The 23,023-nt window shown below is 42.9% G+C and carries 24 protein-coding genes; 2 read left to right on the forward strand and 22 right to left on the reverse strand.

Features of this window, described 5'->3' with window-relative positions:
- Window positions 1-22 precede the first annotated feature (22 nt).
- Window positions 23-412 (forward strand): hypothetical protein, encoded by a 390-nt coding sequence (locus L1271_RS06900; RefSeq protein ID WP_235367430.1) that lies wholly within the window; start codon window positions 23-25, stop codon window positions 410-412.
- A 34-nt stretch (window positions 413-446) separates the two neighbouring features.
- Here L1271_RS06900 and L1271_RS06905 read toward each other — a convergent pair whose 3' ends face one another.
- From L1271_RS06905 to L1271_RS06980, 16 genes are all read right to left on the reverse strand, one after another.
- The gene (locus tag L1271_RS06905; RefSeq protein ID WP_235367431.1) at window positions 447-1,289 is read right to left on the reverse strand and encodes a lysozyme inhibitor LprI family protein; all 843 of its coding nucleotides are present in this window, start codon (window positions 1,287-1,289) and stop codon (window positions 447-449) included.
- 54 nt (window positions 1,290-1,343) lie between these two features.
- Window positions 1,344-2,396, reverse strand: coding sequence for a protein-glutamate methylesterase/protein-glutamine glutaminase (locus L1271_RS06910; protein ID WP_102056797.1), 1,053 nt, complete (start codon window positions 2,394-2,396; stop codon window positions 1,344-1,346).
- Window positions 2,396-2,896, reverse strand: coding sequence for a chemotaxis protein CheD (locus L1271_RS06915; RefSeq protein ID WP_235367432.1), 501 nt, complete (start codon window positions 2,894-2,896; stop codon window positions 2,396-2,398). Before L1271_RS06915 ends, L1271_RS06910 begins: the two co-directional genes overlap by 1 nt.
- Window positions 2,890-3,690: a CheR family methyltransferase gene (locus L1271_RS06920; protein WP_010604746.1), complete on the reverse strand. Its 801-nt coding sequence runs from the start codon at window positions 3,688-3,690 to the stop codon at window positions 2,890-2,892. Before L1271_RS06920 ends, L1271_RS06915 begins: the two co-directional genes overlap by 7 nt.
- Window positions 3,691-3,701: 11 nt before the next feature.
- Window positions 3,702-5,936: a methyl-accepting chemotaxis protein gene (locus tag L1271_RS06925; protein WP_235367433.1), complete on the reverse strand. Its 2,235-nt coding sequence runs from the start codon at window positions 5,934-5,936 to the stop codon at window positions 3,702-3,704.
- A gap of 14 nt (window positions 5,937-5,950) precedes the next feature.
- On the reverse strand, window positions 5,951-7,927 hold the full coding sequence (locus L1271_RS06930) for a chemotaxis protein CheA (protein ID WP_069020652.1): 1,977 nt from the start codon (window positions 7,925-7,927) through the stop codon (window positions 5,951-5,953).
- A gap of 1 nt (window position 7,928) precedes the next feature.
- Complete coding sequence (locus L1271_RS06935; RefSeq protein WP_010604743.1) at window positions 7,929-8,213, reverse strand: STAS domain-containing protein; 285 nt, start codon at window positions 8,211-8,213, stop codon at window positions 7,929-7,931.
- Window positions 8,214-8,223: 10 nt separating this feature from the next.
- Window positions 8,224-8,589 (reverse strand): response regulator, encoded by a 366-nt coding sequence (locus tag L1271_RS06940; protein ID WP_010372802.1) that lies wholly within the window; start codon window positions 8,587-8,589, stop codon window positions 8,224-8,226.
- Window positions 8,590-8,597: 8 nt separating this feature from the next.
- A complete protein-coding gene (locus L1271_RS06945; RefSeq protein ID WP_235367434.1) occupies window positions 8,598-9,785 on the reverse strand; it encodes a methyl-accepting chemotaxis protein in 1,188 nt (395 codons plus the stop codon).
- Window positions 9,785-10,300 (reverse strand): chemotaxis protein CheW, encoded by a 516-nt coding sequence (locus L1271_RS06950; RefSeq protein WP_010604740.1) that lies wholly within the window; start codon window positions 10,298-10,300, stop codon window positions 9,785-9,787. The genes L1271_RS06945 and L1271_RS06950 overlap by 1 nt, the downstream gene beginning before the upstream one ends.
- A gap of 322 nt (window positions 10,301-10,622) precedes the next feature.
- A complete protein-coding gene (locus L1271_RS06955; protein WP_235367435.1) occupies window positions 10,623-11,921 on the reverse strand; it encodes a sensor histidine kinase in 1,299 nt (432 codons plus the stop codon).
- A gap of 2 nt (window positions 11,922-11,923) precedes the next feature.
- Window positions 11,924-12,505 (reverse strand): chemotaxis protein CheX, encoded by a 582-nt coding sequence (locus L1271_RS06960; protein WP_010604738.1) that lies wholly within the window; start codon window positions 12,503-12,505, stop codon window positions 11,924-11,926.
- A complete protein-coding gene (locus L1271_RS06965) occupies window positions 12,502-12,867 on the reverse strand; it encodes a response regulator (RefSeq protein ID WP_010372787.1) in 366 nt (121 codons plus the stop codon). Before L1271_RS06965 ends, L1271_RS06960 begins: the two co-directional genes overlap by 4 nt.
- 284 nt (window positions 12,868-13,151) lie before the next feature.
- Complete coding sequence (locus L1271_RS06970; RefSeq protein ID WP_010372783.1) at window positions 13,152-13,586, reverse strand: acyl-CoA thioesterase; 435 nt, start codon at window positions 13,584-13,586, stop codon at window positions 13,152-13,154.
- The gene (locus tag L1271_RS06975; RefSeq protein WP_235367436.1) at window positions 13,583-14,407 is read right to left on the reverse strand and encodes a M23 family metallopeptidase; all 825 of its coding nucleotides are present in this window, start codon (window positions 14,405-14,407) and stop codon (window positions 13,583-13,585) included. The genes L1271_RS06970 and L1271_RS06975 overlap by 4 nt, the downstream gene beginning before the upstream one ends.
- Window positions 14,400-15,254: a 6-carboxytetrahydropterin synthase gene (locus tag L1271_RS06980; RefSeq protein WP_010604735.1), complete on the reverse strand. Its 855-nt coding sequence runs from the start codon at window positions 15,252-15,254 to the stop codon at window positions 14,400-14,402. Before L1271_RS06980 ends, L1271_RS06975 begins: the two co-directional genes overlap by 8 nt.
- A 240-nt stretch (window positions 15,255-15,494) precedes the next feature.
- On the opposite strand from L1271_RS06980, the gene fabA reads away from it, so the two are divergent.
- A complete protein-coding gene (fabA, locus tag L1271_RS06985; RefSeq protein ID WP_010372774.1) occupies window positions 15,495-16,010 on the forward strand; it encodes a 3-hydroxyacyl-[acyl-carrier-protein] dehydratase FabA in 516 nt (171 codons plus the stop codon).
- Window positions 16,011-16,088: 78 nt separating this feature from the next.
- On the opposite strand, the gene rmf is transcribed toward fabA, so the two are convergent.
- The 6 genes from rmf to L1271_RS07015 form a co-directional block, all read right to left on the reverse strand.
- A complete protein-coding gene (rmf, locus tag L1271_RS06990) occupies window positions 16,089-16,259 on the reverse strand; it encodes a ribosome modulation factor (RefSeq protein ID WP_010372771.1) in 171 nt (56 codons plus the stop codon).
- 487 nt (window positions 16,260-16,746) lie between these two features.
- Window positions 16,747-18,042, reverse strand: coding sequence for a serine--tRNA ligase (serS, locus tag L1271_RS06995; RefSeq protein WP_045988497.1), 1,296 nt, complete (start codon window positions 18,040-18,042; stop codon window positions 16,747-16,749).
- Between the two features lie 7 nt (window positions 18,043-18,049).
- Window positions 18,050-18,430 carry a fluoride efflux transporter CrcB gene (gene crcB, locus L1271_RS07000; protein ID WP_102056789.1) on the reverse strand — a complete coding sequence of 127 codons (381 nt, stop codon included), beginning with the start codon at window positions 18,428-18,430 and terminating at the stop codon, window positions 18,050-18,052.
- A gap of 2 nt (window positions 18,431-18,432) precedes the next feature.
- Window positions 18,433-19,773, reverse strand: a complete 1,341-nt coding sequence (locus tag L1271_RS07005; protein WP_235367437.1) for a replication-associated recombination protein A — start codon at window positions 19,771-19,773, stop codon at window positions 18,433-18,435.
- On the reverse strand, window positions 19,766-20,404 hold the full coding sequence (gene lolA / locus L1271_RS07010; RefSeq protein ID WP_235367438.1) for an outer membrane lipoprotein chaperone LolA: 639 nt from the start codon (window positions 20,402-20,404) through the stop codon (window positions 19,766-19,768). Before lolA ends, L1271_RS07005 begins: the two co-directional genes overlap by 8 nt.
- Window positions 20,404-23,013: a DNA translocase FtsK gene (locus L1271_RS07015; RefSeq protein ID WP_235367439.1), complete on the reverse strand. Its 2,610-nt coding sequence runs from the start codon at window positions 23,011-23,013 to the stop codon at window positions 20,404-20,406. The genes lolA and L1271_RS07015 overlap by 1 nt, the downstream gene beginning before the upstream one ends.
- Window positions 23,014-23,023: the final 10 nt, after the last annotated feature.

Genomic DNA, 23,023 nt, shown 5'->3' on the forward strand with positions numbered 1-23,023 from the left:
TCAGACATAAAAATGGAAAATGATGAAACAGCTCTCACTTAACCTAGCTGCACTTGGATTTTTAGTCACCTCATCTGTAGCTTATGCCGATTATACTGCTGAGTTAGAAATTGACCGAATGCAGGACACACCGTTTAAAGAGTGTAGCGACTACACTTTTCGCCAAGTTATGAATAATTTTTTTACCGAACTCACTTGGGATTATCTCACAAGCGATTGGGGCAGAAACTACATAAATATTGATGGTTATGTAGAAGAAGGAGGCGAAAAGTTTGATTTTCTTCTTCAATACGAAGTCAAATCTGATGGGACGTTTGAATTTAACGCTATGGAGTTCTTAGGAAAAGCAAAAGACGACTCGTTTATTATCATGATGCTCGACAAGATTTGCTATCATTCAACCGGTGATTAGCGCTTCAACTCGAAGCGCTAATCTGCTTCTAAATTTAGTCTACTGTAACTTTGCACTGGATGGGCTGTTGATAATAACCCCAAGTTAATATTGCTACATTACTTTGTACTTTAAGGTGATAATCGCCACCGCGGTAATGAGTATCACTGGCGGAGTTATCGATGAACATCAGCTTTTCACTGTCATTAAATTCAGCGACTATGCTTAGTGGCTGAGTATCGTAGTAAAAAACGGATAATAACTTATCGTTACAGAGATACGTCGTATGCCCGGAGCTAGTCACTAATGCAAAACGAGCCTCAAGCTCGGCAATACGGTGAATATACGACTGCTTCAAGCAATGCGTGATATCGCTAGATTTCCAACACGCATTGCGCCCTTTTATCCACCCTCTTTGCTCGGCTTTAAGCTGCTTCGAATGCGGCTCTTTTACAATTTTTTTATACACAGAATTTAGCCTGCGATCCAGTCGAGACAACGCCGCACTATCACAAATAACGGCTTCCATGCTTCCTGCTCTTACCTCGTTACAAGCGAATGAAGGCGTATGTTGTTTTAAGTGCTCGTCAATATAGCGACACCAATCCTGCGTGCTACGGTCAGGCTTATCCGAGTAACTTCTTACACCAAGTTTAAACTCAATGACCGATTGCCATTCTTGGCTGCCAAAATCAGGACCATGCCCGCTACCATCGCCACTTATTAAAAGATCATCGACCTCTGTCATCCACTGCTCGCCACAGTGAAACGCTTCAACGTTCAATTTCTCGGTGGGTGTTAAAACTGTCCTATTTTGTGACGCACATCCAAATAGAGTGATGGCTATAACTGCAGCCAATCCATGAAAAAAATTACGGGTTAATGTAGTCGCTTTCAAGCTAATTTCCTTTTAATCGCGTAAACAAGAGTTGAGCTCACCCCAACAGTAACGTTATGAAAAACATTGAGTTATTGTCATCGGCACATCCGCTAGAGTCACTTCTTTACTGTGAGCATTTAGCTTAATGGCCTCTTTTGGCATTCCAAATACAATGCTGGAGCTTTCATCTTGTGCATAAGTCTTCGCCCCCGATTTCTTCATTTCTAACAAACCAAATGCACCATCTGCGCCCATTCCGGTTAATATAAATCCGATAGCATTACTTCTAACTTGCTTCGCAACAGATTGAAACAATACATTGACCGAAGGCTTATGGCGCTGCACTGGCGGCCCATCTTTGAGCTGAGTGTAATAGAATGCACCACGACGAACAAGCTGAAGGTGATGGCTTCCTGGCGCGATGTACACATGGTTAGCCAGTACGCGTTCGTTATGCTCAGCCTCCTTAATCTTTAATTTTGAAATATCATTTAGCCTTTGAGCAAAGGCTTTAGTGAAGTTGGCTGGCATATGTTGTACCACCACAATACCAGGCAATTCGGGTTCTAATTGACTAAATATGTACTCAAGCGCTTGCGTCCCCCCTGTCGAAGTGCCGATGGCTACCACTTTATCAGTGGTATTAATGGCAAGGTTGGTATTGCTCATTGCAACATCGATAGCAGGCGCACGGCTTATGTCTTCCGTAGAGGACTTTGGTCTGTAGAATCTCGCTTGCTTAACCACTTTAATAAATTGCTCGCGTTGAGACTCAAGAAATGATTTTAAGCCACACTCTGGTTTAGTTAAGATTTCAAATGCGCCAAGAGAGAGTGCCTCTACCGACAATTGAGCTCCTGTGGTTGTTAGCGATGAACAAATGATCACGGGGATAGGTTTATTGGCCATGAGCCAGCGTAAAAAGGTAATACCATCCATCTGTGGCATTTCTATATCAAGAATAATTACATCTGGCGGCTCTGCCAACACGCTGGGCTGCGCCAAGACAGGGTTGCTAAACACCTTAGTCACGCAGATTTCAGGCGAATACTCCAACATCGCAGTGACCGTTTGTCTTACCACAGCAGAGTCATCGATAATATAGACGGAAATTTTATTCGACATCAGGTTGCTCTCCTACTCGATAACGCAACATGAAAACGGTCTACCCGGCAAGCGCCATCCTTGAGATCCACTTGAATTCTCCGATAATAAGGGCCACCAACATCACGCGCGACAAGCCTAAATCCATAATCGTCAATCAGCTTATGACTCATTTCGATGTTTCGCATACCGACAGTCTCTGAACAAGACGTTTTGAACATCTCTCCACCACCAAAAAGCTTAATCTCCACACAATTCTCAGGGATACTAAACCGCTTTAAATATTGGCGAACCAACGAAAAAGTCTTATCGACATATTTAGCGGGCTCATCGTCATTCGGCTTTTCTGTGGTTGGCAATAGCATATGACTCACAACAACTAGTTGGTGCTGCTTAGACACTAAAACAAATGAAACACAGGACCCCAGCAAGGTATTGAGCGTTGCTGGACGAAATGACTCAATTGCCAAACTACCCGGCTGCAAAAATATTGATTCAACGTCTCTGTTTGGCATCAACATTTTGCATACACCGCAGGGGCGATTGATTCAAATTTGTCATACACGCCATTTAAGCTCTCGGAGTGTCCTAAAAACAAAAAACCTTGCTTCGGCATCGCCCTATAAATATTCTCGAGGATTTTTACCTTTTCATCTTTTTCAAAATAGATCAGTGCATTACGGAGGAATATTATGTCAGCTTTACCACCGATATAAGGCACAAGTAGATTATTTTTGAAAAAATTAACTTTATGATAGAGCTCATCATTCACCATGATATAGCCGGTCTTCTCTCCGACGCCATTTAGACAGTATTTCCTTAGGTATTCGTCAGGAATGTTTTTAGCACGATGTAAGGGGTAAATTGCCTTTTTCGCTAAATCCAGCATCCGCTCAGAAATATCGCTGGCACGCACCACCCAATTCCCGTGACCATAATGCTCCTGTGTGCACATGGCCAAGGTGTATGCTTCCTCGCCAGAAGAGCAAGCCGCACACCAAATATCTGGTGCAGACTTTTGGTAGTACGTGGTAAACAGCTCTGCTAACTTTTCAAAGTGTTTACGCTCTCTGAAGAAATAGGTTTCATTGGTAGTCAGCAAGTCGATGCACATATTTCGCTCACCTTTGTTATTGGGTATTTTTAGATACTCAATGTACTCACCATAGCTACTTAATCCTAAAATCCTCAGTCTTTGATTTAGTCGTCCACAGACTAAGTTCTTTTTATGATCCCTAAGATGTATTCCTGATTCGGCTTTGAAGAAGTCAGCAATACAGGTAAATTCTTGATCGCTAATAAAGTCCCCAATCATGTGGCACCTCCTTAGAACTGTTCAAAGTGCTCTTTTGAGCGAGCTTGCCCAGCACTAACTTCTTTTCGCTCGGCGACGGGTTGTGCTTCTGTTTGCGGCTTGCCTCCTTCTAACACGCGCATTTTGCTTTGGCTTTCAATGTCTCCGATTTTAAAATAGGCGACGAGCTGGGTAAGCGTCTCTGCTTGACTGGACATCTCTTCCGCGGTGGCTGCAAGTTCTTCTGACGATGACGCATTTTGCTGCGTTAGCTGGGTGATTTGATTCATCGAGTCGTTGATTTGGCCAACACCTGCCGCTTGTTCGTCTGACGCTGCGGAGATCTCTTGTACTAAATCAGAGGTTTTACCTGTTGCGGGTACGATTTCAGCAAGTAGACTGCCTGCCCGCTCGGCTTTGCTCACTGAGCCAGATGCTAACTGAGATATTTCCTGCGCTGCAAATTGAGAACGCTCAGCAAGCTTTCTGACTTCTGCAGCCACCACAGCAAACCCTTTACCATGCTCTCCAGCTCGAGCCGCTTCTATGGCAGCGTTGAGTGCCAACAGATTCGTTTGATAAGCAATGTCATCGACAATACCTATCTTAGAAGCAATTTGTTTCATCGCCGATACGGTTTCTTCCACGGCGCTACCGCCTTCTTGTGCTTCACCTGCCGCTTTTGATGCCATACCGTCGGTGATTTTGGAGTTTTCTGCATTTTGGGCAATGGATGCCGTCATTTGTTCAACAGAGGCTGATGTCTCTTCAACTGATGAGGCTTGTTCGCTTGCACTCTGTGCCAATGACTGTGCTGTAGAAGAGACTTCGGTAGATGCCTGCGCTAGCGACTCTGAGTTAGAACGAACATCACAAATAATGCGACTTAAACTGGAGATTGTACTATTGACGCTTTGCTTCAACTCGTCATAGACACCTGAATAGCTTCCTGCAATCTCAACATCAAGGCGACCTTCTTTTAACCCATCCATGACGTTAGCAATTTCTTGAATCGGTTTTTCAGTCGCTTCCAATACCTCGTTAAGACCATCAGTCATGGTTTTAAATGCGCCGGCATAGTTAGAAGTGTCTGCGCGATTTTGGATGTTTCCTTTGACCGCTTGCGAAACCAACTCGACGATATCGGTCGCTAAGGTATCTAACACATCGGTGAGATTGGCTGTACGTTGCGCCAGCTCACCTAAAAGCCCTTGTGCTTGTACTTTGGGCTTTAATGATAAGTTACCTTCACTCACTGCGTTGAGCACGGCAAAATTGTCCTCAAGTACCGATTCCAGCACTTCCATCGACTTATTATATGCCTCAGCAATTCTGCCTATCGATCCCTCTAACTCATTGGCTTCAATGCGTCTGTCAAATTCCCCGCAAGCTACCGCTTGGAAGGCAACACCAAACTCTTCTTCTAACAAGCGCTCTTTGCGCTTTTCATCAGTTACGTCTGTCCACTCAACCGTAGTAGAAATACGCTTATTGCTTTCATCAAATACGGGGGTGATCATGAGCTCCAAGCTGTGCTCGCCAAACCCGAGCTTTGCAACGTGCGTAGAGGTTAAACTCGCTAACATAGTGCGCTGGTGGCTTGGATTACGGTGGAACTGGTCAATACTTCCTCCCACCAGTTTGTCGACGCAAAAGGTAGGTAACGTGCTTTGGATCGCAGTTTCTAACCTGAGTAACATGTCTCGCATGGCACGATTTATATAAACAATATCGTAATTTTCATCAGCCAGCATAATACAAGCGGTACTGTAATCCATGGCTTGCTTATAAAAATCGCTATTACTTCCAGCGCTCAAACTCGATTGGCTGATTAATTTAGCCACGAAACTACAGTTAGAAATGGGCTCTGCTAATTTCATGATTTCTAATTGATAAGATCCACTAGGCATATTAACAGTGGTGGCTTTGTCTATCAGCTCGGAAAAGTTATTGTGCAACGACAGCATATCAGTAATATATCTACCATCACTTTGTGCGTTATTTGCAATAAGTTGGGTAAATTGATTGCTTTGATGAACAATCCGACCAGCACCATCTAGGAGAGCAGCAAATGTGCCTGTGGTCTCGATAGCCGTTAATTCTGCATTACTTTTAAGCAAGCTTAATATATTGGTCGCGAGTGTTTTGGCTTCCCCTTCATATAAAGCGGGGTTTACTTGGGTAAGATCTGAGTGTTCAATCGCGTTTACGACTGCCTTCGACAGTTGAGTAACTTGTTTGTCAAAGATTGCTGGTAAAATTCCCATTATGTATCCCCTTATTAAGAGTTAGCTAATTTTCTAGATTCAGGTTCATGAGCAAAATCATGAATGAGCTTTGGTACATCAAGAATGAGCGCAATGTCTCCTGACCCTAAAATACTTGAGCCACTGATCCCCGACATCTTTTCAAATAACGCACCGAGTGGTTTGATGACCGTTTGAAACTCACCTAACAGCTGATCGACGACGATGCCAGCTCGCAACTGACCGTACTTCACAACGACAATACTTGGTCTGATCTTAGGGTTCGTTGGTAAGTCGAAAATACGACTCAAATGAATAAATGGCAGCACCGTACCGCGCAGATTAATGTAATCGGTTTGACGAGTTGCCCCATTGCCAAGCGGAAGTTCAATACACTCTGTAACCATATCGAGTGGAATGACGAACTTAGCATCAGCAACACTCACCATAAAACCATCGATAATGGCCATGGTTAACGGCAACCTGAGTTGGAAACACGTACCTTGGTGCTCGACAGATTCAACACTCACCGTTCCACGTACCGCTTCAATGTTTTTTCTCACCACATCCATGCCAACGCCGCGTCCCGAGATATTTGATACTTTTTCGGCTGTGGAAAAGCCTGGTTCGAAGATTAAGTTAGCAATTTCTTTGTCAGTAAGCTCAGTATCAGGTGAGATCAGATTACGCTGAATTGCTTTTTCTTTAATTTTTTCTTTGTCTAGCCCGCGTCCATCGTCACTGATCTCTATTACAATACTGCCCGAATCATGAAAGGCTTTGAGTGATAAGGTACCGTATTCAGGCTTTCCACTGTCCGCTCGTTGTGCTGGTGACTCCATACCATGATCAATGGCATTGCGAACTAAGTGCGTAAGGGGGTCGACTATCTTTTCAACCATTGATTTATCAAGTTCGGTTTCAGCCCCCATAATTTCTAAAGAAACCTGTTTTTCCAACTCCTTTGAGGTGTCGCGCACCACACGGCTAAAACGATTAAACGTTTCGCCTATCTGTACCATTCTGAGTTGCAGTGTACTGCTTTGCACATCACTAACGAGTTGTTGAATATGTTCAACAATTTCAGTAAGGGCCGAGTCACGTATTGTTTTAGTGTGATCTTCAAGTGCCGCAGACACGATAACCAGCTCGCCAAGTTCATTGACTAATTCATCTAGCTTCTGCGCCGGTATTTTCATCATTCGCTCGGGATTCTTTGGTTTGACTTTGTTATTTTTGGTGGGCTGTTTATCAGTTTTGACAAGTGTTGGCGTTGGCTTATCATCTTCAATTGGGGCTATCTCAATATTGGATTCTGCAGCAATAAACTCAAATGCTTCATCGATATCTTCTCGCGTAGAGTGATGTATCTCTAGCTGCATTCTAAAATGGCATAATTCTAGTTCATCTGGTGTGACCGCGTTAAGCGCAGGTACCTCATCAATTAGCCAATCTACTTCTACCGTACTACCTTTACTTTCGATGTAGCGAATAATCGAGAGCGGATCAAAACCATCCACCATGCAGGCCTTATAAAACTGCGCTGAGACTCGAAAGCTCTGCGTTGCTTCTTGATTTTCGACAACGGTTTGCTCACTTGAGACTTGGTCTTGCAAACCACTATATGACTTTAAACTTTCTAGCAGCCCAGTTTCAGCATCGGTCAACGCCTGAGGAAAATCTTCGTTTGACTCTAAGCACTTAATTAACGCATTTATATGGTCATTACATTCGAGCAAAGTCGAAATCAGTTTTTCGCAAGGATTTAGCGCGTGATCACGAAGAAGCTCCATTGTTGCTTCAACAAAATGCGTAAAATCGACAATATGGTCATAGCCAACAACACCGGCTGAGCCCTTTATGGTATGTGCAGCACGAAACGCCTCGTTTATGATCTCGTCGTCACTATTTGGCAGTATAGACTCCATTGCCAAGAGACTTTCTTCAAATTGAAGTACCAACTCCTTGGCTTCTTCAATAAAGACCGCTTGAATTTCGGATAAATCAACCATTTTACCTCCTTTGCGCGCAGTTTGATGCAACTAAGGTATTGAGTAGCCATAAGGCACAAGGTGAGTGATGCTCATCGACACCTATCACAGATAACGGCTTTTCCGTACAACACTGTGCGAGTGCTACAACTAATTGAAAGCCTGCAGCGTCCACCTCCAACAGCTCGCTAAGGTCAATTGCTATCGCCGTCGTGTCATCGCTTAACATGAGCTGCCATTTTGCTGCCACTTTGCTCACTTCATAAATGGTCAATACTTCTGGCAGCACAATGGTTAAGTTGCTCATATTTATGCTCCTACGCCAAAATACGTGAAACGGTATTAATCAGCTTTTCGGGTTTAAACGGCTTTATCATCCAAGCCTTTGCTCCCGCTTGCTTGCCTTGACTCACGAAATCCGAGCCCGATTCTGTGGTTAGCATCAAAAAAGGCGTAAAGCGATATTGGCCCATTTCTTTCACTTTCTTCAACAAGCTCAGCCCGTCCATGTTTGGCATATTCAAATCACTAATGATCAGGTTGATTTTGCCGTCATCTAGTTTGTTGATTGCGTCGAGACCATCACAGGCATCAATGACTTCATAACCTTCAGCGAGTAGTGTCATTTTTGCCACCTGACGAATTGAAGCCGAATCATCTACTATCATAATTTTCTTAGTCATAAGACCTCCTAGAAAAATGTTACTTCGTCTTCAACATGGTCGTGTTGAGACGTATTTTCAGTGGTTGAAACATGACATTCCCTTTCTTCTTTCATGGTGTAAGAGTTGAACATTTCTTGCTGTAATGCAGCCAACCCGTCCTCGCCTAGCTCACCTTCGGTCCTGTATAGTGAGACTAATGAAGTAAGCCCTTTGCAAATGTGCTCTAGCTTTTGGCTCACTCTATCTTGAAATTGAAAATCGGTTATCGCGTCGTCGACGTTCGCTTTTATCTTGCTTGCGGTATTATCTAATCCATGTACCGATTGCGTCAGCTCATTAGCGACCGTCGCCATCTCATTGAGCACTTTTCGGATATGTAATTCAGCGTCATCCATAAGCGTAACGTCTTGTGCCTGTGATTCGGTGAGCTTTTCAGTATTGTCAGCAACGGCATTGGTTAAGCCGTTCATCTTTTCAATAATAAGCTCTGCAGCTTCTGAGGTAATATCCGAAAGCTCACGCACCCTTTCCGCTACCACGGCAAACCCCCGACCGGCTTCCCCCGCTCTTGCAGCTTCAATTGATGCGTTGAGTGACAATAACGTGATCTCTTTTGATATTTTTTGAATGGATTTGGTTTGCTCAGTTAGTTCTTTGGCAGCATGACTTACAGCTTGATTGGAATTGACGACCTCGAGTTTTGAACCGAGAGCCACGCGCAAACTATGCAGGACTTCATTGAGTTCTTCTTGACTGTGTTTGGCAAAACAGTGTTCATCATCACCAAAATTTTCTACAGAACCTCGTGCCGATTCGATCGTGTTATTTAGTGCCTGCCTTAGCTCTGAAAACTGCAAGGTCAGCCCAGAAACCGAGTCATTACCCAAGGTTTTAATACTGTAGACCTGATTAATAACGGTTTCTAAAATCGCGGCAACAGATTCTGTATTGTGCTGCTCCACCTCGCAATGCTCTTGCATCTCACTCGAATAACTAGCAAATGCCTCACAATCAAGAATGACTTTTGCAGTTAAATGACGCTGCCTTAACGTTACCGCTAAGAGTGCACTGGTGATGAGCACAGAAGATAGCGACAAAATATCAACGCGAACACTGAGTAATAGCGTGAGAGACAATACTAGGCTGAGCAACACCGCAGCGCTAATGTAGTACTTGTAGATTGCCTTTAGCTCATTAATTGGAAGTATCTGCATTATGCTGACTCCCCAAGATGACTACCACGCTCGCTTAACTCTATCAGCTCAGCCATCTCTTCAACTGAGAGAACTTTTTCAAGGTCTAGCGCGATGAGTAGCTCATCTCCGCGTCTTACCATGGAAGCAATGAAGTCGGCTCTGATTTGCGCGCCAAACTGAGGTGAGTTGGTTAGATCTTTTGCGTCAACTTCTATGACTTCATTAACGCCGTCAACAATGACACCCATCTCAATGAGGTTGTCAGAAATACTGAATTCACAAATGATAATGCAGGTTCGTCTGCCAACTTCTATTACTTCTCCACAAAGCCGAGCTGACAGATCGATAACGGGTACGACTGAGCCTCTTAAATTAATCACTCCTTTAATAAACTCAGGCATCAAAGGGACTTTTGTCACGGAGCCCAATTCAATAATCTCCTTTATTGACAGGATCTCAATTGCATAGCAATCCTGTCTTGACTGAAAAGTGAGATATTGCAATGACTGTGTGTTTTCTGTGATCGCTTGCATTTTTCGCCCCGTCTCATTTGTCTTATATGTTACTTTAGTCTCATATTTCTTATCTGTCAAAATTTGAGCAACAATTTATTTTATCTATTTTTGAGTGGTAAAAATAAACTTAAAAACAGCTAGTTATAAATTATTTTTCAGTATTTAGCATTGTCGCTGTGACGGTTTTGCATTGGATTTTATGATGATGAAAGCGTCAGAAAGCTAAAGCCAACTGATTGAGAACTGGATAATCAGAACAAAAACAATAAGGGAGTACATGAATTGCAAAGAAACGCTAACCTAATGAAGGCTAATTTTATTATGAACTGGGTTTGATTGATTAATTATCCGTAAATTCGTCGGAGAAATCTGCTTCGCTGAGCTTAGGAAAGGATACCGTAAACGTTGTGCCGACACCGACTTGTGAGTCAACTTGAATGCGACCCTTGTGCTTGGCGACGATGCTATATGATAGAGACAGCCCAAGGCCAGTGCCTTGACCAACAGGTTTGGTGGTAAAAAATGGATTAAAAATTTTATTGATGTCCTCTGCAGGGATCCCTTTGCCAGTGTCTTGGATGGCAATAACCACCTCGTTTTGTTTATCTTCGATAGAGATAGTTACCGTACCGCTTGACGCTATTGACTGCGCTGCATTGATAATTAAGTTTAAAAATACCTGATTAATCTGCATTGGCTGACAATATAGCAACACTTCATCATCGAGAGAGTAAGTTTTGTTGATAACCGCATGGTACTTAATTGAGTTGTTGGCTATTTTCAGCGTACTTTCAATCCCTTTAATGAGATCTGCCTCTTGCCACTCCTGGTTATCAACATGAGAAAAGGATTTTAAACTCTCAACTATCTTAGAGACTCGGTCCAGCCCTTCTAAGCACTCTTGCAGTAATTCAGGCACATCCTCCTTTAAAAAGTCGATACTATGCTGACTTTGGAGCTGCTGCTCCTGCTGTGCTAAATCACTGTCGGCAAGTGTACTAAAATTCGATTCATAAAAATCGAGCATCGCAAACAGTCCGCTAGCCTGGCCTTCTAAACTTTGAATATTGGAATTCACAAAACCAATTGGATTGTTGATTTCATGCGCCACGCCAGCGGCTAGTTGGCCAATTGCTGCCATTTTCTCAGACTGTAGTAATTGGTTTTGTGCAGCTTCCAACTTAAGGTTGAGTGTTTTTAACTCCTGCTTTTCTATCTCTAATGCTTCGGTTAGACGTTTTTGCTCTTGATAATAGCTCGCAAGCTCCGTCACATCTTGTATGATCACGCATACCTTTTTCACTTCTTCAGAATGCTCAAAAATCGGCACATATTGAATATTCTGATACATTGAAGTTTCATCACCAGTAACAGGACGACTGCTGCTTAGTTCAAAAACATGAGGACGATGCTCCCAGTAGCTAAAACTTGCTGCTTTTAAAGCAAAAACACTCTTCAATTTCCGCTTAATGATTTTTGCAGCTTCAGGAAATACCTCATCGATAGACATGCCCTCAATATTTTTGTGAGTGTTATCCGGTAGTCGGTTTTTCAAAAATTCATTCGCAAAAACCACCGTATGTGATTGGTCGAGTACACAAATTCCAACCGGAATATAACGCTGCAATTCGTTAAACACAGTCAGTCCTCTATTCCAAGCATGGCATTGAGTTTTTGGATCACAGTTTTAATGGATTTCTCATCCAAACAAATAATCACTCTCGAATCAAAAGCAATAGACTCGATTATAAATGCAATTTTCATCACCAATGTGGTTTTCCACTCGGCAATGTCGTCGGATAGTTGATGTTTGTAAATAGTCGGCATAGTCAATGAGGTTTTAAGCTCTAACTGACTAGAAAAGCCGTTTAAACATGCACCAGCCAAGATATTAGATAAATCTAATAAGACTTCATTAAGATCAGAGTCATCCAGTGGACTATCGTAGTCCATAAGTTCGGCTATTTCTTGTAAGCCTTGCGGTGACAATAGATTAATGACTTCACCTTTAATTTCCCCTAAAAATGACTGCCTCGTTCTGTAAACATGTGCGGTATTACAGATCTCATTGAGTTGATTTGGGCTGACCGAAGTAATTTCAGGGATAGATAAACTAATTTTCGTTTCAATTAATCGAGCTAAAGAGTTCGCTGCTTGGCCCATGGATATATTCATTAGCTCTTGCAAGCCGTCCCTTTGCTCTTCACTGAGTGGCATGTTCATAATAAACCTAGCTCTTGTAGCGTGTTATGTAACTCTTCTTTTTGTAATGGCTTTTGCAAAAAGCGAAATGCGCCGAGTTTATCTACCAACTTCTTCGCTTCGGGCTGAATATCGGCGGAAATAACGATTACCACGGTTTTTGCATGGTGTTCGTGTAGATGCGTAAGAACTTCAAAACCATCCATTTCTGGCATAGTTAGATCCAAAAATAACACCTCTGCTTTGCCCTGCTCAACCATCACCAATGCTTCTTTGCCATTTTTTGCCTCACTGACTTCGACATCCCAGTCTTCAGGTATTGCCCTAAGCACAGCCTTTCTCGACATCATAGAATCGTCTGCAACGGTTACTGGAATTGCCATGAGCACCACTCCTATTTCACTATATTGGTAAAAAGTATGGTCTTTGGCTTTTTGACTGTCAAAAAATTATGAGTAAAAAATGACTCATTTGTCCTCTGAACGAAAGAGATTCAACTTAGAAATAACAAATAATGGCTCGATTAATTATCGTAAATGAGTTTTAGCGGTTCTTGACGAGTAGCAATTTTACAATTTTGTATGATGTGTTCTTATGGGTCGGTAAAATATAGGGCTTAGCCCTATATTTGCTTTAGAGATTTTAAAAATAAAATCTTAGCGAAAAACTAGCTATCAAAGCCGTTTAGCATTTTGTCACAAACAACAGGAGTTGGCCTATGATTGTCATCCACGGCAACAAAGGTAAAACTACCTGTAATTGCTAAGTGTTTATCATCTTTGTGCATTCTTTCAAGATAGATTTCAACATCAACCTTTAAGCTGGTATTACCAACATGCACTACCTTCGATACTAATTCTGCGAAAGTACCTGCAGGAATTGCCTCTTTGAAATCAACTCTGTCTGAAGAGATAGTCACCAAAGGTTTGCGGCAAAAACGCGTTGCAGCAATAAAGGCAACTTCGTCCATCCAAGCCAGTGCGTCACCACCAAATAAAGTGTTATGGTGGTTTGTTCGGCCTGGGAAAACGGTCTTTGTTACATGTGTGATTGAGCTTTTGATGCGTTGCTCAACAATGGCTTGTCTTTGTTCGTCTGTCATTTTTTTACTGCTTTATCCGCTAGTGTATCTTTCATAAGTAGAGCTGGATCGAGTCGTTCCCCGAACCAATTAAAGCGCCAATCCAAATGCGGGCCAGTTACCCTGCCCGTCGCGCCAATTTCAGCGATTTTATCGCCTGTTTTTACCGTATCGCCAACCTTAACATCCAGTTTACTAAGGTGGATATACGTAGAGGTAATGCCGTGACCGTGATCGATAATCAAAGTGCCGCCACTGTAATAAAGATCTGGATTTGCAAACACCACTTTACCCGATACCGGCGCTAAGACCGGCTCACCCGTTTTATTTGCGATATCCAATCCAAAATGTGGTCGTTTTGGCTCACCATTAAAATACCTTTGGCTACCATAAACACCTGAAATACGGCCCTTCGCAGGTCTGAAAACAGGGTCTTTAAAGAATAATAAATCCGAATTGCCTTGTCTTGCTTTTGACACAGCTTGTGCTTCTTCACGTATGCGTTTTAGCACCGACTCTGGTGGCGAAACATACTTTTTCGCCACCCCCGTGATCTTGTCTATATCGTAATCTCGTTTCGTGATCACTATCGCTTGGCGATGCTTTTGGCCATCATCAGATTGCCAACTCAAGATGTGGTTAAGTTCAGCATCACGACCAAAACCAAACACGAAATAGCCATCTTTAGAGCGCTTTAATTCTGTTTCGTTTAGCTTTATCTCAGTTGCATTTTCAAGCTTGCCGACGACCATGCCACCTTGTGTCAGGTTACCTTTTAATTCAAGCGCCTCAGCAAATAAAGTGGTGCTCGCAAGCAATATGACAATTGCACGTTTAAGCATACGCAATCGCTCCTTTTCCAACCCCTTCGTATGCTCTTACTTCAACCTTATCATGTGGGTTTTGCAGCTTTATTTGGCCAGCAAGATACTCCGCAATACATTCAACTGTTGTATCACAAGGTAATATATCGCAACGTGATTTGCTGATCGCCAACTCAAAATATCCCTGCGACGAGGTATATGCGAACGCATAATCTTTATCATGCGCGGTTACGTACTGAAGCAAACTAGGATCAATCAAGTCTTCTTCACTGCCAAGATAAATATCCTGCCATTTATCCGCCCATTGTTTTTGTAATCTAGGCATGCTGATATCGTTGAGCTTTACACCAATCAGTGAACGATGACCATGAATAATACGCTGACAGTTGCCATCGTGTTTCTTTAAGCCATGGCTATAGTGATAATAGAAGCCAGTTGCGGCCTCTGGACGCAGTGTTATATCTAAATCTTTCACGTTTTCAGGCATATGCGGCATAATAACAGACTTAAGGTAAGCGATTGCATTGGCTTCATTGATTTCATCCCCTTCCACTACACACACCGCTTCTTCTGGTGCATTCATGGCTAAGTGATTTCCATCAAATTGCATATCAAATTCAAATCGGCCTTCACTGTGTTTTGCATTACACGCAAGTGCACTGGGCACCGCTAATTTGTGGTCCAGCTTTTCGTCGATAATACGTTTGATTTGCTTTTTAACTTTTGCAAAGTCTAACACCATAGACTCTTCGTTTAACTCACCATGCAGCACAATATCGGTGATCCAACTTTCACCTACCGCACCACGACGTGGGCAGAGGTACGAAAAATCAATTACGGTCAAAGAGTCAACAAAAAGGATCATAGAACACCCAAAATAGCCTGCTAAAAAATCATCCCCGATTATAATGATTTTCACATTATAAATCGCCCCTAATTGGAACTGATTTGCATTTAATCTCTTCAATTTTTTGAAATTTAATCAAATAGACATATCTTTAGCGCAAAATTTACAAGTCTCCGTACGCTTTTTAACTGTTCGGAGTTGTTTAGCGTACATCTGTACGCTAAAGTAGCGTCAATTTGCAAGTTAAGAAGAAGATTTATGGAACCGAAGAACAGCTATACAAAAGAAGAACTTATTTTATGTGGTCGCGGAGAAATGTTTGGTGAAGGCAACTGCCGCCTACCTAGCGACAACATGCTAATGATGGATCGCATCGTTCAAATTAATGATGACGGTGGTGAGCATGGTAAAGGTCAAATTATTGCTGAACTCGACATCAACCCTGATCTGTGGTTCTTCGACTGCCACTTTAAAGGTGATCCAGTAATGCCTGGTTGTTTAGGTTTGGATGCGATGTGGCAATTGGTAGGCTTCTTCCTTGGTTGGTCTGGTGGTCCAGGTCTTGGTCGTGCACTCGGTGTGGGCGAAGTGAAGTTTACAGGTCAAATCTTACCGACTGCTAAAAAGGTAACTTATCGCATTGAAATGAAGCGCGTTATCAAACGTAAGCTATTTATGGGTCTAGCGGATGGTATCGTCGAAGTTGATGGTCGCGTGATTTATGAAGCAAAAGATTTGAAAGTAGGTCTTTTCCAAGATACCAGCGCATTTTAACTTTTTCGCTGTTATCGTTTTATAGCTTTAAAAACACACAAAGCCCCATCTGGGGCTTTGTTCTCCTAAAATTCGGTATCAGGTTTTAAAGATGTTGCGATTATCCATCGCTTCTCGCCATCCGCCTAACCATTCTGATCTGTGTTCTACTTGTTGATAGGGACAATTTTCTTTCGACCGACCGGCTAATCCTGCCTTAAATCCTTGTGAATGTGCTCTTTCTAAACGGTCTCTTTTCTGTCTCTTCATAGGTAATATCCTCACCTTTTTCTCGATCAGCATTAGCGTTTCTAATACTGTGTAGTTCAAACTTGAGCGAACGTCATTCAAAACGAAGATATTGACTTGCGATATAATGACAATTCGTACTAACAATTTAAATTAAAGATTTTATTGAGAAAAGTTAAACACGAGCGACATCGTATTTCATACAGATGTGCTACTTACCGATGAGATTTGGCCAAACCCATACCTTCAATAAATCACATCTCAGCGAGTCATGCAATGATCAGAAATGTAATTCTTGTACAGCTGAGCACAAAAAGCATATTTATTTTAGTTTTATATAGATACCTAGATATTCAAGACTTAAATTGTTGGTTGACGATCTTGTTTTTCTATTTTTCTCTGTAAAAAACATTCATAATATAGTAATAAAAAGAGGCTGGACGAATCCAACCTCTTTTCAATAACTTGAGTTTTTAAATCGAGCAAAGCTCAATTAAGCAGTACTATCTTAGCTTGCTTTAATAACCTCTACACCACCCATATATGGTTTTAGTGCATCAGGCACAATAATTGATCCATCTGCCTGCTGGTAGTTTTCTAAAATCGCAACTAGAGTACGACCTACCGCTAAACCAGAACCATTAAGAGTATGAAGTAGTTCTGGCTTCTTCTCACCACTACGACGGAAACGCGCTTGCATACGGCGCGCTTGGAAATCCCACATGTTTGAACAAGAAGAGATTTCTCTGTAGGTATTTTGTGCTGGTAACCAAACTTCCAAATCGTACGTTTTCGTCGCACCGAAACCCATGTCTCCAGTACAAAGCACCACTTTTCTGTAAGGTAAACCAAGTGCTTGTAAAATTTGCTCAGCATGGCCCGTTAACTCTTCAAGCGCAGCCATGGAATCTTCAGGTTTAACCAGTTGGACAAGTTCAACTTTATCAAACTGGTGTTGACGAATAAGTCCGCGTGTATCACGTCCATAGCTACCTGCTTCGCTTCTAAAACAAGGCGTATGCGCCGTCATCTTAATTGGCAGCTCTTTTTCGTCATAAATAACATCGCGAGCGCAGTTAGTTAACGGTACTTCTGCCGTCGGAATTAAACTAAAGCCATCTTGGTCTTCAGATAATGCTTCTGTGTGGAATAAATCTTCTGCAAACTTAGGAAGCTGACCCGTGCCAAACAAGCTCGCTTTATTCACAAGATATGGTACATACATTTCTGTATAACCATTTTGCTCAGTGTGGGTATTCAGCATCAGTTGTACAAGTGCTCTATGCATACGTGCTACGCCACCGCGCATCACTGTAAAGCGAGAACCACTTAGCTTAACACCAGTTTCGAAATCGAGGCCCTTATCAAGCGCTTCACCAAGGTCAACATGATCTTTAACTTCAAAGTCAAATTGCTTTGGCTCACCCCAAGTGCTTATTTCAACATTCTCAGACTCATCAGCACCTGCAGGTACCTCTTCAGCAGGGAGATTTGGCAACGACATTGCGTAGTCATTAAGTTCAGCAAGAATTTTATCCTGCTCTTCTTTCGCTGCACTTAATTGGTCGCCCAAGTTTGCAACAGCATCTAGTAAAGGTTGAACGTCTTCCCCTTTCGCTTTAGCTTGACCAATCGCTTTGGAGGAACTGTTACGCTCACTCTGTAATTCCTGAGTTTTGGTTTGTAGCGCTTTGCGCTTTTCTTCTAATTCGGTGATCTTAGCAACATCGAGTTCAAAACCACGCTTTTTCAAACGCGCAGCGGCTTCCTCGATGTCTTGACGAAAGTATTTAGAATCTAACATTGTTTTTTTAACCTTTTTGCATGATGAGGCAAAGACCAACCCAGGTCATAAAGATACACGCCACCACGTTTAATGTGACGTTAAACGCCATTTTCACATATTGCCCTTGTTGAAGTAACAACAAGGAATCCATTGAGAATGTAGAAAAAGTAGTCAGCGCACCTAAAAAGCCAATACCTATCAACGTTTTAGATGGAGAAACTGAAATAACTTCTTTTTCAATTAAACCGTAAAGCACACCCATCAATAATGAACCAAGAATATTAACGATCAACGTCCCAAAAGGGAATCCCTTACCTAAGAGTTTTATCGACATATCGCTGATAAAAAAGCGTAACATTGCACCAAACGCTCCACCTAGCGCAATTGTGAGATAATTTATTAGCATCGCTACTTGTACCTCTTGGTGCTACTTTGCGCATTTTGCGTCTGTAGATAGTTGAGCTTGTCGGCTATTTGTTTCTCAAGTCCCCGATCTGTCGGATGATAGTATTGTCGCTCTTGAATGGCTTCTGGAAAGTAATTTTCTCCGGCGGCAAAGGCGCCAGGTTCATTATGTGCATAACGGTATTCTTCGCCAAAACCGAGCTCTTTCATTAGTTTTGTCGGTGCATTTCTGAGATGTTCAGGTACGGGGTAATTCGGATCACTTGCGGCATCGCGTTTAGCTTGATTGAACGCCATGTAGACCGCATTACTTTTTGGCGCACTCGCGAGATAAAGCGTTGCCTGTGCTATCGCACGCTCTCCTTCGCTTGGCCCAACACGATGAAATATATCCCAAGCATTTAACGCAACTTGCATCGCTCTTGGGTCTGCATTGCCGATATCTTCCGTGGCGATCGCAAGCAATCGCCTTGCAACATAGAGCGGATCGCCTCCGCCTGCTAATATCTTGCAATACCAATAGAGCGCTGCATCTGGTGCGCTGCCGCGAACTGACTTATGAAACGCTGAGATTAGGTCATAATATAAGTCGCCCTTATTATCATAACTTGATAATTGGCTGGGCAACACTTGTTTTAGTACAAGTTCATTCACCAAATGAGTGTTTGAATTTGGCTCAAAACTTAAGTCAACCGCCTGCTCCAGTAGATTAAGCGCCTTTCTCGCATCTCCCGAAGCGGCTTTGGCAATGAGTTTAAGTGCGCTGTCATCAATGGTGATGGCTAATTTCGACAGCTGTTCATCTCGTGACAACGCGTCTTTAAGTACTTGACCTAGTTCGTCCTCTACAAGCGATTGTAAGGTATAAACACGCGCGCGGGACAAGATCGCGTTATTCAGTGCAAAAGAAGGGTTTTCAGTGGTCGCGCCAATAAAAATAAAGGTGCCATCTTCAATGTGAGGTAAAAATCCGTCTTGCTGGGATTTGTTAAAGCGATGTACTTCATCAACAAATAACAGCGTACGTCTACCAAATTGAGCTAATCGGTTTTTAGCATCGACGACCGCTTCACGAACCTCTTTAATTCCTGCACTGACAGCGGAAAGCTTGATAAGCTCTGCATCCGCATAGTTGGCAATGATCTCAGCAAGGGTGGTTTTACCCACTCCGGGTGGCCCCCAAAGGATCAGGCTATGACAGCGTCCAGATTCAATCGCACGATAAAGTACAGAGCCTTTGGACAAAATATGACTCTGCCCAACATAATGCTCTAACGAGGTTGGCCGCATTCTTGCGGCCAACGGTCGTACATCTGGTGTAAAATCAAACCCTAAACTAGTCACTGCCTCTTTGGTCGTCTACGACCACTCCTTGTGGAATTGTAAACTCAAACAAACTCTCTTTTATTGGCGCATTGACTTTGCTTTCCTTAAAGCTAAACGTAGAGACTTGACCTGAAATATCGTTCACTTTCAATAGTGCTAAACCATCGTTTTTGTCATCAAAACGCAGTGTTAATTGCTCAACCTGCGAGTCTACTTTGTTTTTTGGCGTGATTAGATATTCTTGACCGTTAAGTGCTACGTTGTACTTCAGCCATTGACTGTCCTCTTGTGTCGTAAGTAGCACAAATGGCGTAGTATCAATAAGTTTAGTCGTATCTAGGATGGTCACTTGCTCAGCAAACGTATCGTAGTAATAGGTTGTTGCTCCGCTTGATACAAATAAAGTGTCATCCGGCATCTCTTGTTGCCAACGGATTTTTAGTGGTTGCGCTAAGGTTATCGCCCCTTCGCCGGTTTGCAACTCATTGCCTTCTTGATCTTTAACGATTTGCTCAAACTTACCTTGAAAACTGGTTAATTCAGCCAGTCTTCCTTTTAGACTTTGCATCGCTGCCTCATCAGCCCACACAGGCCGAATAAGGAGGTTTGATAATACCGTTAGCAACGCAATTTGCTTAAATTTTTTCATTAATTGGCTCCACCTTTTACCAATACATCTCGTGCACCATTATGACCAGGAGCACTTACCACTCCCGACATTTCCATTTGCTCAACTAATCGAGCGGCACGGTTATAACCAACTCTTAACTTACGTTGTACACTCGAAACAGACACTTTGCCTGTTTCAATAACAAACCCAACGGCTTCATCATAAAGTGGGTCAGACTCTTCATCCCCACCTTCCGGTGCTTCGCCTGGTAGTAAAATATCCTCGGTTGCTTCACCGCATAGAATTTCTTCTACGTAGTTTGGTTTGCCTCTTGCTTTCCAGTCACTCACTACCGCATGTACTTCATGATCGTCAACAAACGCGCCATGCACACGAACCGGAACACTCGTTCCTGGCGGCAGATAGAGCATGTCACCCATACCCAACAGGTTTTCTGCACCTTGCTGGTCTAAGATTGTACGTGAATCAATCTTACTTGATACTTGGAACGCCATTCGCGTTGGTATATTCGCTTTGATCAAACCCGTAATGACATCCACTGATGGACGCTGTGTTGCCAGCACTAAATGTATGCCGGCCGCTCGCGCTTTTTGTGCAATACGTGCTATTAACTCTTCTACTTTTTTACCAACAATCATCATCATGTCGGCAAATTCGTCTATAACGACCACGATACTCGGTAATTTATCTAGCTCTTGTGGTTCATCCGCCATACCGTCTGTATCTTTAAAGAGTGGATCTAAGATTGGATGACCCGCTTCTTTGGCGTCTTTAATCTTTTGATTGTAACCTTTAAGGTTACGGACACCGAGTGCCGACATCAGCTTGTAACGGCGTTCCATTTCCCCCACACACCAGCGTAGCGCGTTTGCAGCCTCTTTCATATCAGTAACCACTTCACATAATAAATGTGGGATACCTTCGTAGACTGAAAGCTCAAGCATTTTCGGGTCTATCATGATCATTCGCACATCTTCTGGCGGCGACTTATATAACAAGCTAAGGATCATGACATTAACGCCCACTGACTTACCAGAGCCGGTTGTACCGGCCACCAGCAGGTGCGGCATTTTGGCTAAATCAGCAACAACCGGCTGGCCTGCGATATCTTTACCAAGCACCATAGTCAAAGGAGATGGATTTTGTTCAAACTTAGGGGCATCTATCACTTCGGACAAACGTACGATTTCGCGGTGTTTGTTAGGCAACTCTAAACCCACATACGTCTTGCCTGGGATAACCTCAACTACGCGCACTGAGACTGCAGATAATGAACGCGCTAAGTCTTTTGCCAGACCGGTGATCTTAGCAACTTTAATGCCCGGCGCGAGATCTAACTCAAAGCGCGTAACGACAGGGCCTGGATACACACCAACTACCTGTGCTTGGACATTGAAGTCTAATAGTTTAGTTTCAACTAACCGCGAAACCTGATCTAACTCTTCTTGCGAAATTGGATTCTTAGCCTTGTCCGGCCTATCCAACAAATCTAATGAAGGCAATGGTTCTGCAGGTGGCTGAGCCTCTAGAAGCGCTTCAAATTGCTCTTTTGCGCTTGGTGGAGGCTGATAACCATTGGCCGCCTTTTCAGGTGCTTTAGGCTTAAGTGGCCTTGCAGGAGAAACCACTTTGGTTTCGTGCACAGGTGCTTCATCCAAGGCATTTAATGCCGCGACAGTATCCAGTGGCTCATCCTCTATCGCTGAAAAGTTGATTTCTTGCTCAAGGATATCATCTAGCTCATCGAACACCGACGGTTCTTTCTTCTCTTGTAGATCAGTGTGCTGTGCAGACGAAGTTTGAGGTGTAGATTCAGTGTTCGTTTTGCGGAACAATTTATCTTTTAATTTACCAAGTCCACTAGGTTCTTCTTCAGCATCGAAGTCAATATCAGTTTCAGTATCGGTTTGCTGCTGGAGAGCCTGCTCATAATCATTTTTTTTCTCGGTAGCTATTATTGGTGTCTCACTGTCTACTCTATCCGCTTTGGTGCCAGCGACCTCAGGTTTCTGTGAAACTGACTGCGTTTGCTCTATATTGCGCTCTGCTGTCAGTCTATCGCGTAACCATCTAAAGCCGGCGAGTACCTTTTCACCCAAATAATCAACAAATTCAACCCAAGACACACCGGTAAGTAGCGTCATTCCTGCAAAGAAAAAGCATAGTAACAGTATAGAAGTACCGGTAAAGTTAAAGGCGGGCATCATGGCCCCTGCAACCACATCCCCTACTACCCCACCAGATGAGAAATTATAGATATCATCAAAGTTGATACTGCTGATTGCACTCGCTGAGGTGATAAACAATGTTGCGCCAATAAGGCGTAAACCTAGCGTGGTGTAATCGAGTTGCAGTAGCTTATGCGGCTTTTTAAATAGCAGATAACCAAGAAACTGCAGCGCCGCTGGGATCAAAAACGCCAGCCACCCGAAACTCAGCAGCATAATGTCTGCCAGCCAAGCTCCGGCAGCACCCGTTATATTGTTTACTTTTACGTACTCACCGGATTGAGTCCAAGCAGGGTCTGCTGGGTCGAAACTTATCAACGCACACAACATAAATATTGCTGCAGCCGTGCTTACAATCAAACCTGTCTCTAAGAGGCGTTGCACACCATTTAAGCGCATTGTAATTAAA

The sequence above is a fragment of the Pseudoalteromonas sp. OF5H-5 genome (genome assembly GCF_021530695.1).
Taxonomy (GTDB): domain Bacteria; phylum Pseudomonadota; class Gammaproteobacteria; order Enterobacterales; family Alteromonadaceae; genus Pseudoalteromonas.

Bases quoted from the DNA above. Each gene is read 5' to 3' on its own strand.
- L1271_RS06975 (WP_235367436.1), bottom strand. From the start codon at position 14,407: ATGCTTAAACGTGCAATTGTCATATTGCTTGCGAGCACCACTTTATTT.
- serS (WP_045988497.1), bottom strand. From the start codon at position 18,042: ATGTTAGATTCTAAATACTTTCGTCAAGACATCGAGGAAGCCGCTGCG.
- L1271_RS06960 (WP_010604738.1), bottom strand. From the start codon at position 12,505: ATGAACATGCCACTCAGTGAAGAGCAAAGGGACGGCTTGCAAGAGCTA.
- L1271_RS06910 (WP_102056797.1), bottom strand. From the start codon at position 2,396: ATGTCGAATAAAATTTCCGTCTATATTATCGATGACTCTGCTGTGGTA.
- L1271_RS06920 (WP_010604746.1), bottom strand. From the start codon at position 3,690: ATGATTGGGGACTTTATTAGCGATCAAGAATTTACCTGTATTGCTGAC.
- L1271_RS06935 (WP_010604743.1), bottom strand. From the start codon at position 8,213: ATGAGCAACTTAACCATTGTGCTGCCAGAAGTATTGACCATTTATGAA.
- L1271_RS06945 (WP_235367434.1), bottom strand. From the start codon at position 9,785: ATGCAGATACTTCCAATTAATGAGCTAAAGGCAATCTACAAGTACTAC.
- L1271_RS06950 (WP_010604740.1), bottom strand. From the start codon at position 10,300: ATGCAAGCGATCACAGAAAACACACAGTCATTGCAATATCTCACTTTT.
- L1271_RS06980 (WP_010604735.1), bottom strand. From the start codon at position 15,254: ATGATCCTTTTTGTTGACTCTTTGACCGTAATTGATTTTTCGTACCTC.
- L1271_RS06915 (WP_235367432.1), bottom strand. From the start codon at position 2,896: ATGTTGATGCCAAACAGAGACGTTGAATCAATATTTTTGCAGCCGGGT.
- L1271_RS06925 (WP_235367433.1), bottom strand. From the start codon at position 5,936: ATGGGAATTTTACCAGCAATCTTTGACAAACAAGTTACTCAACTGTCG.
- rmf (WP_010372771.1), bottom strand. From the start codon at position 16,259: ATGAAGAGACAGAAAAGAGACCGTTTAGAAAGAGCACATTCACAAGGA.
- crcB (WP_102056789.1), bottom strand. From the start codon at position 18,430: ATGCTAATAAATTATCTCACAATTGCGCTAGGTGGAGCGTTTGGTGCA.
- fabA (WP_010372774.1), top strand. From the start codon at position 15,495: ATGGAACCGAAGAACAGCTATACAAAAGAAGAACTTATTTTATGTGGT.
- L1271_RS06970 (WP_010372783.1), bottom strand. From the start codon at position 13,586: ATGACAGACGAACAAAGACAAGCCATTGTTGAGCAACGCATCAAAAGC.
- lolA (WP_235367438.1), bottom strand. From the start codon at position 20,404: ATGAAAAAATTTAAGCAAATTGCGTTGCTAACGGTATTATCAAACCTC.
- L1271_RS06930 (WP_069020652.1), bottom strand. From the start codon at position 7,927: ATGGTTGATTTATCCGAAATTCAAGCGGTCTTTATTGAAGAAGCCAAG.
- L1271_RS06900 (WP_235367430.1), top strand. From the start codon at position 23: ATGAAACAGCTCTCACTTAACCTAGCTGCACTTGGATTTTTAGTCACC.
- L1271_RS06940 (WP_010372802.1), bottom strand. From the start codon at position 8,589: ATGACTAAGAAAATTATGATAGTAGATGATTCGGCTTCAATTCGTCAG.
- L1271_RS07015 (WP_235367439.1), bottom strand. From the start codon at position 23,013: ATGCGCTTAAATGGTGTGCAACGCCTCTTAGAGACAGGTTTGATTGTA.
- L1271_RS06965 (WP_010372787.1), bottom strand. From the start codon at position 12,867: ATGGCAATTCCAGTAACCGTTGCAGACGATTCTATGATGTCGAGAAAG.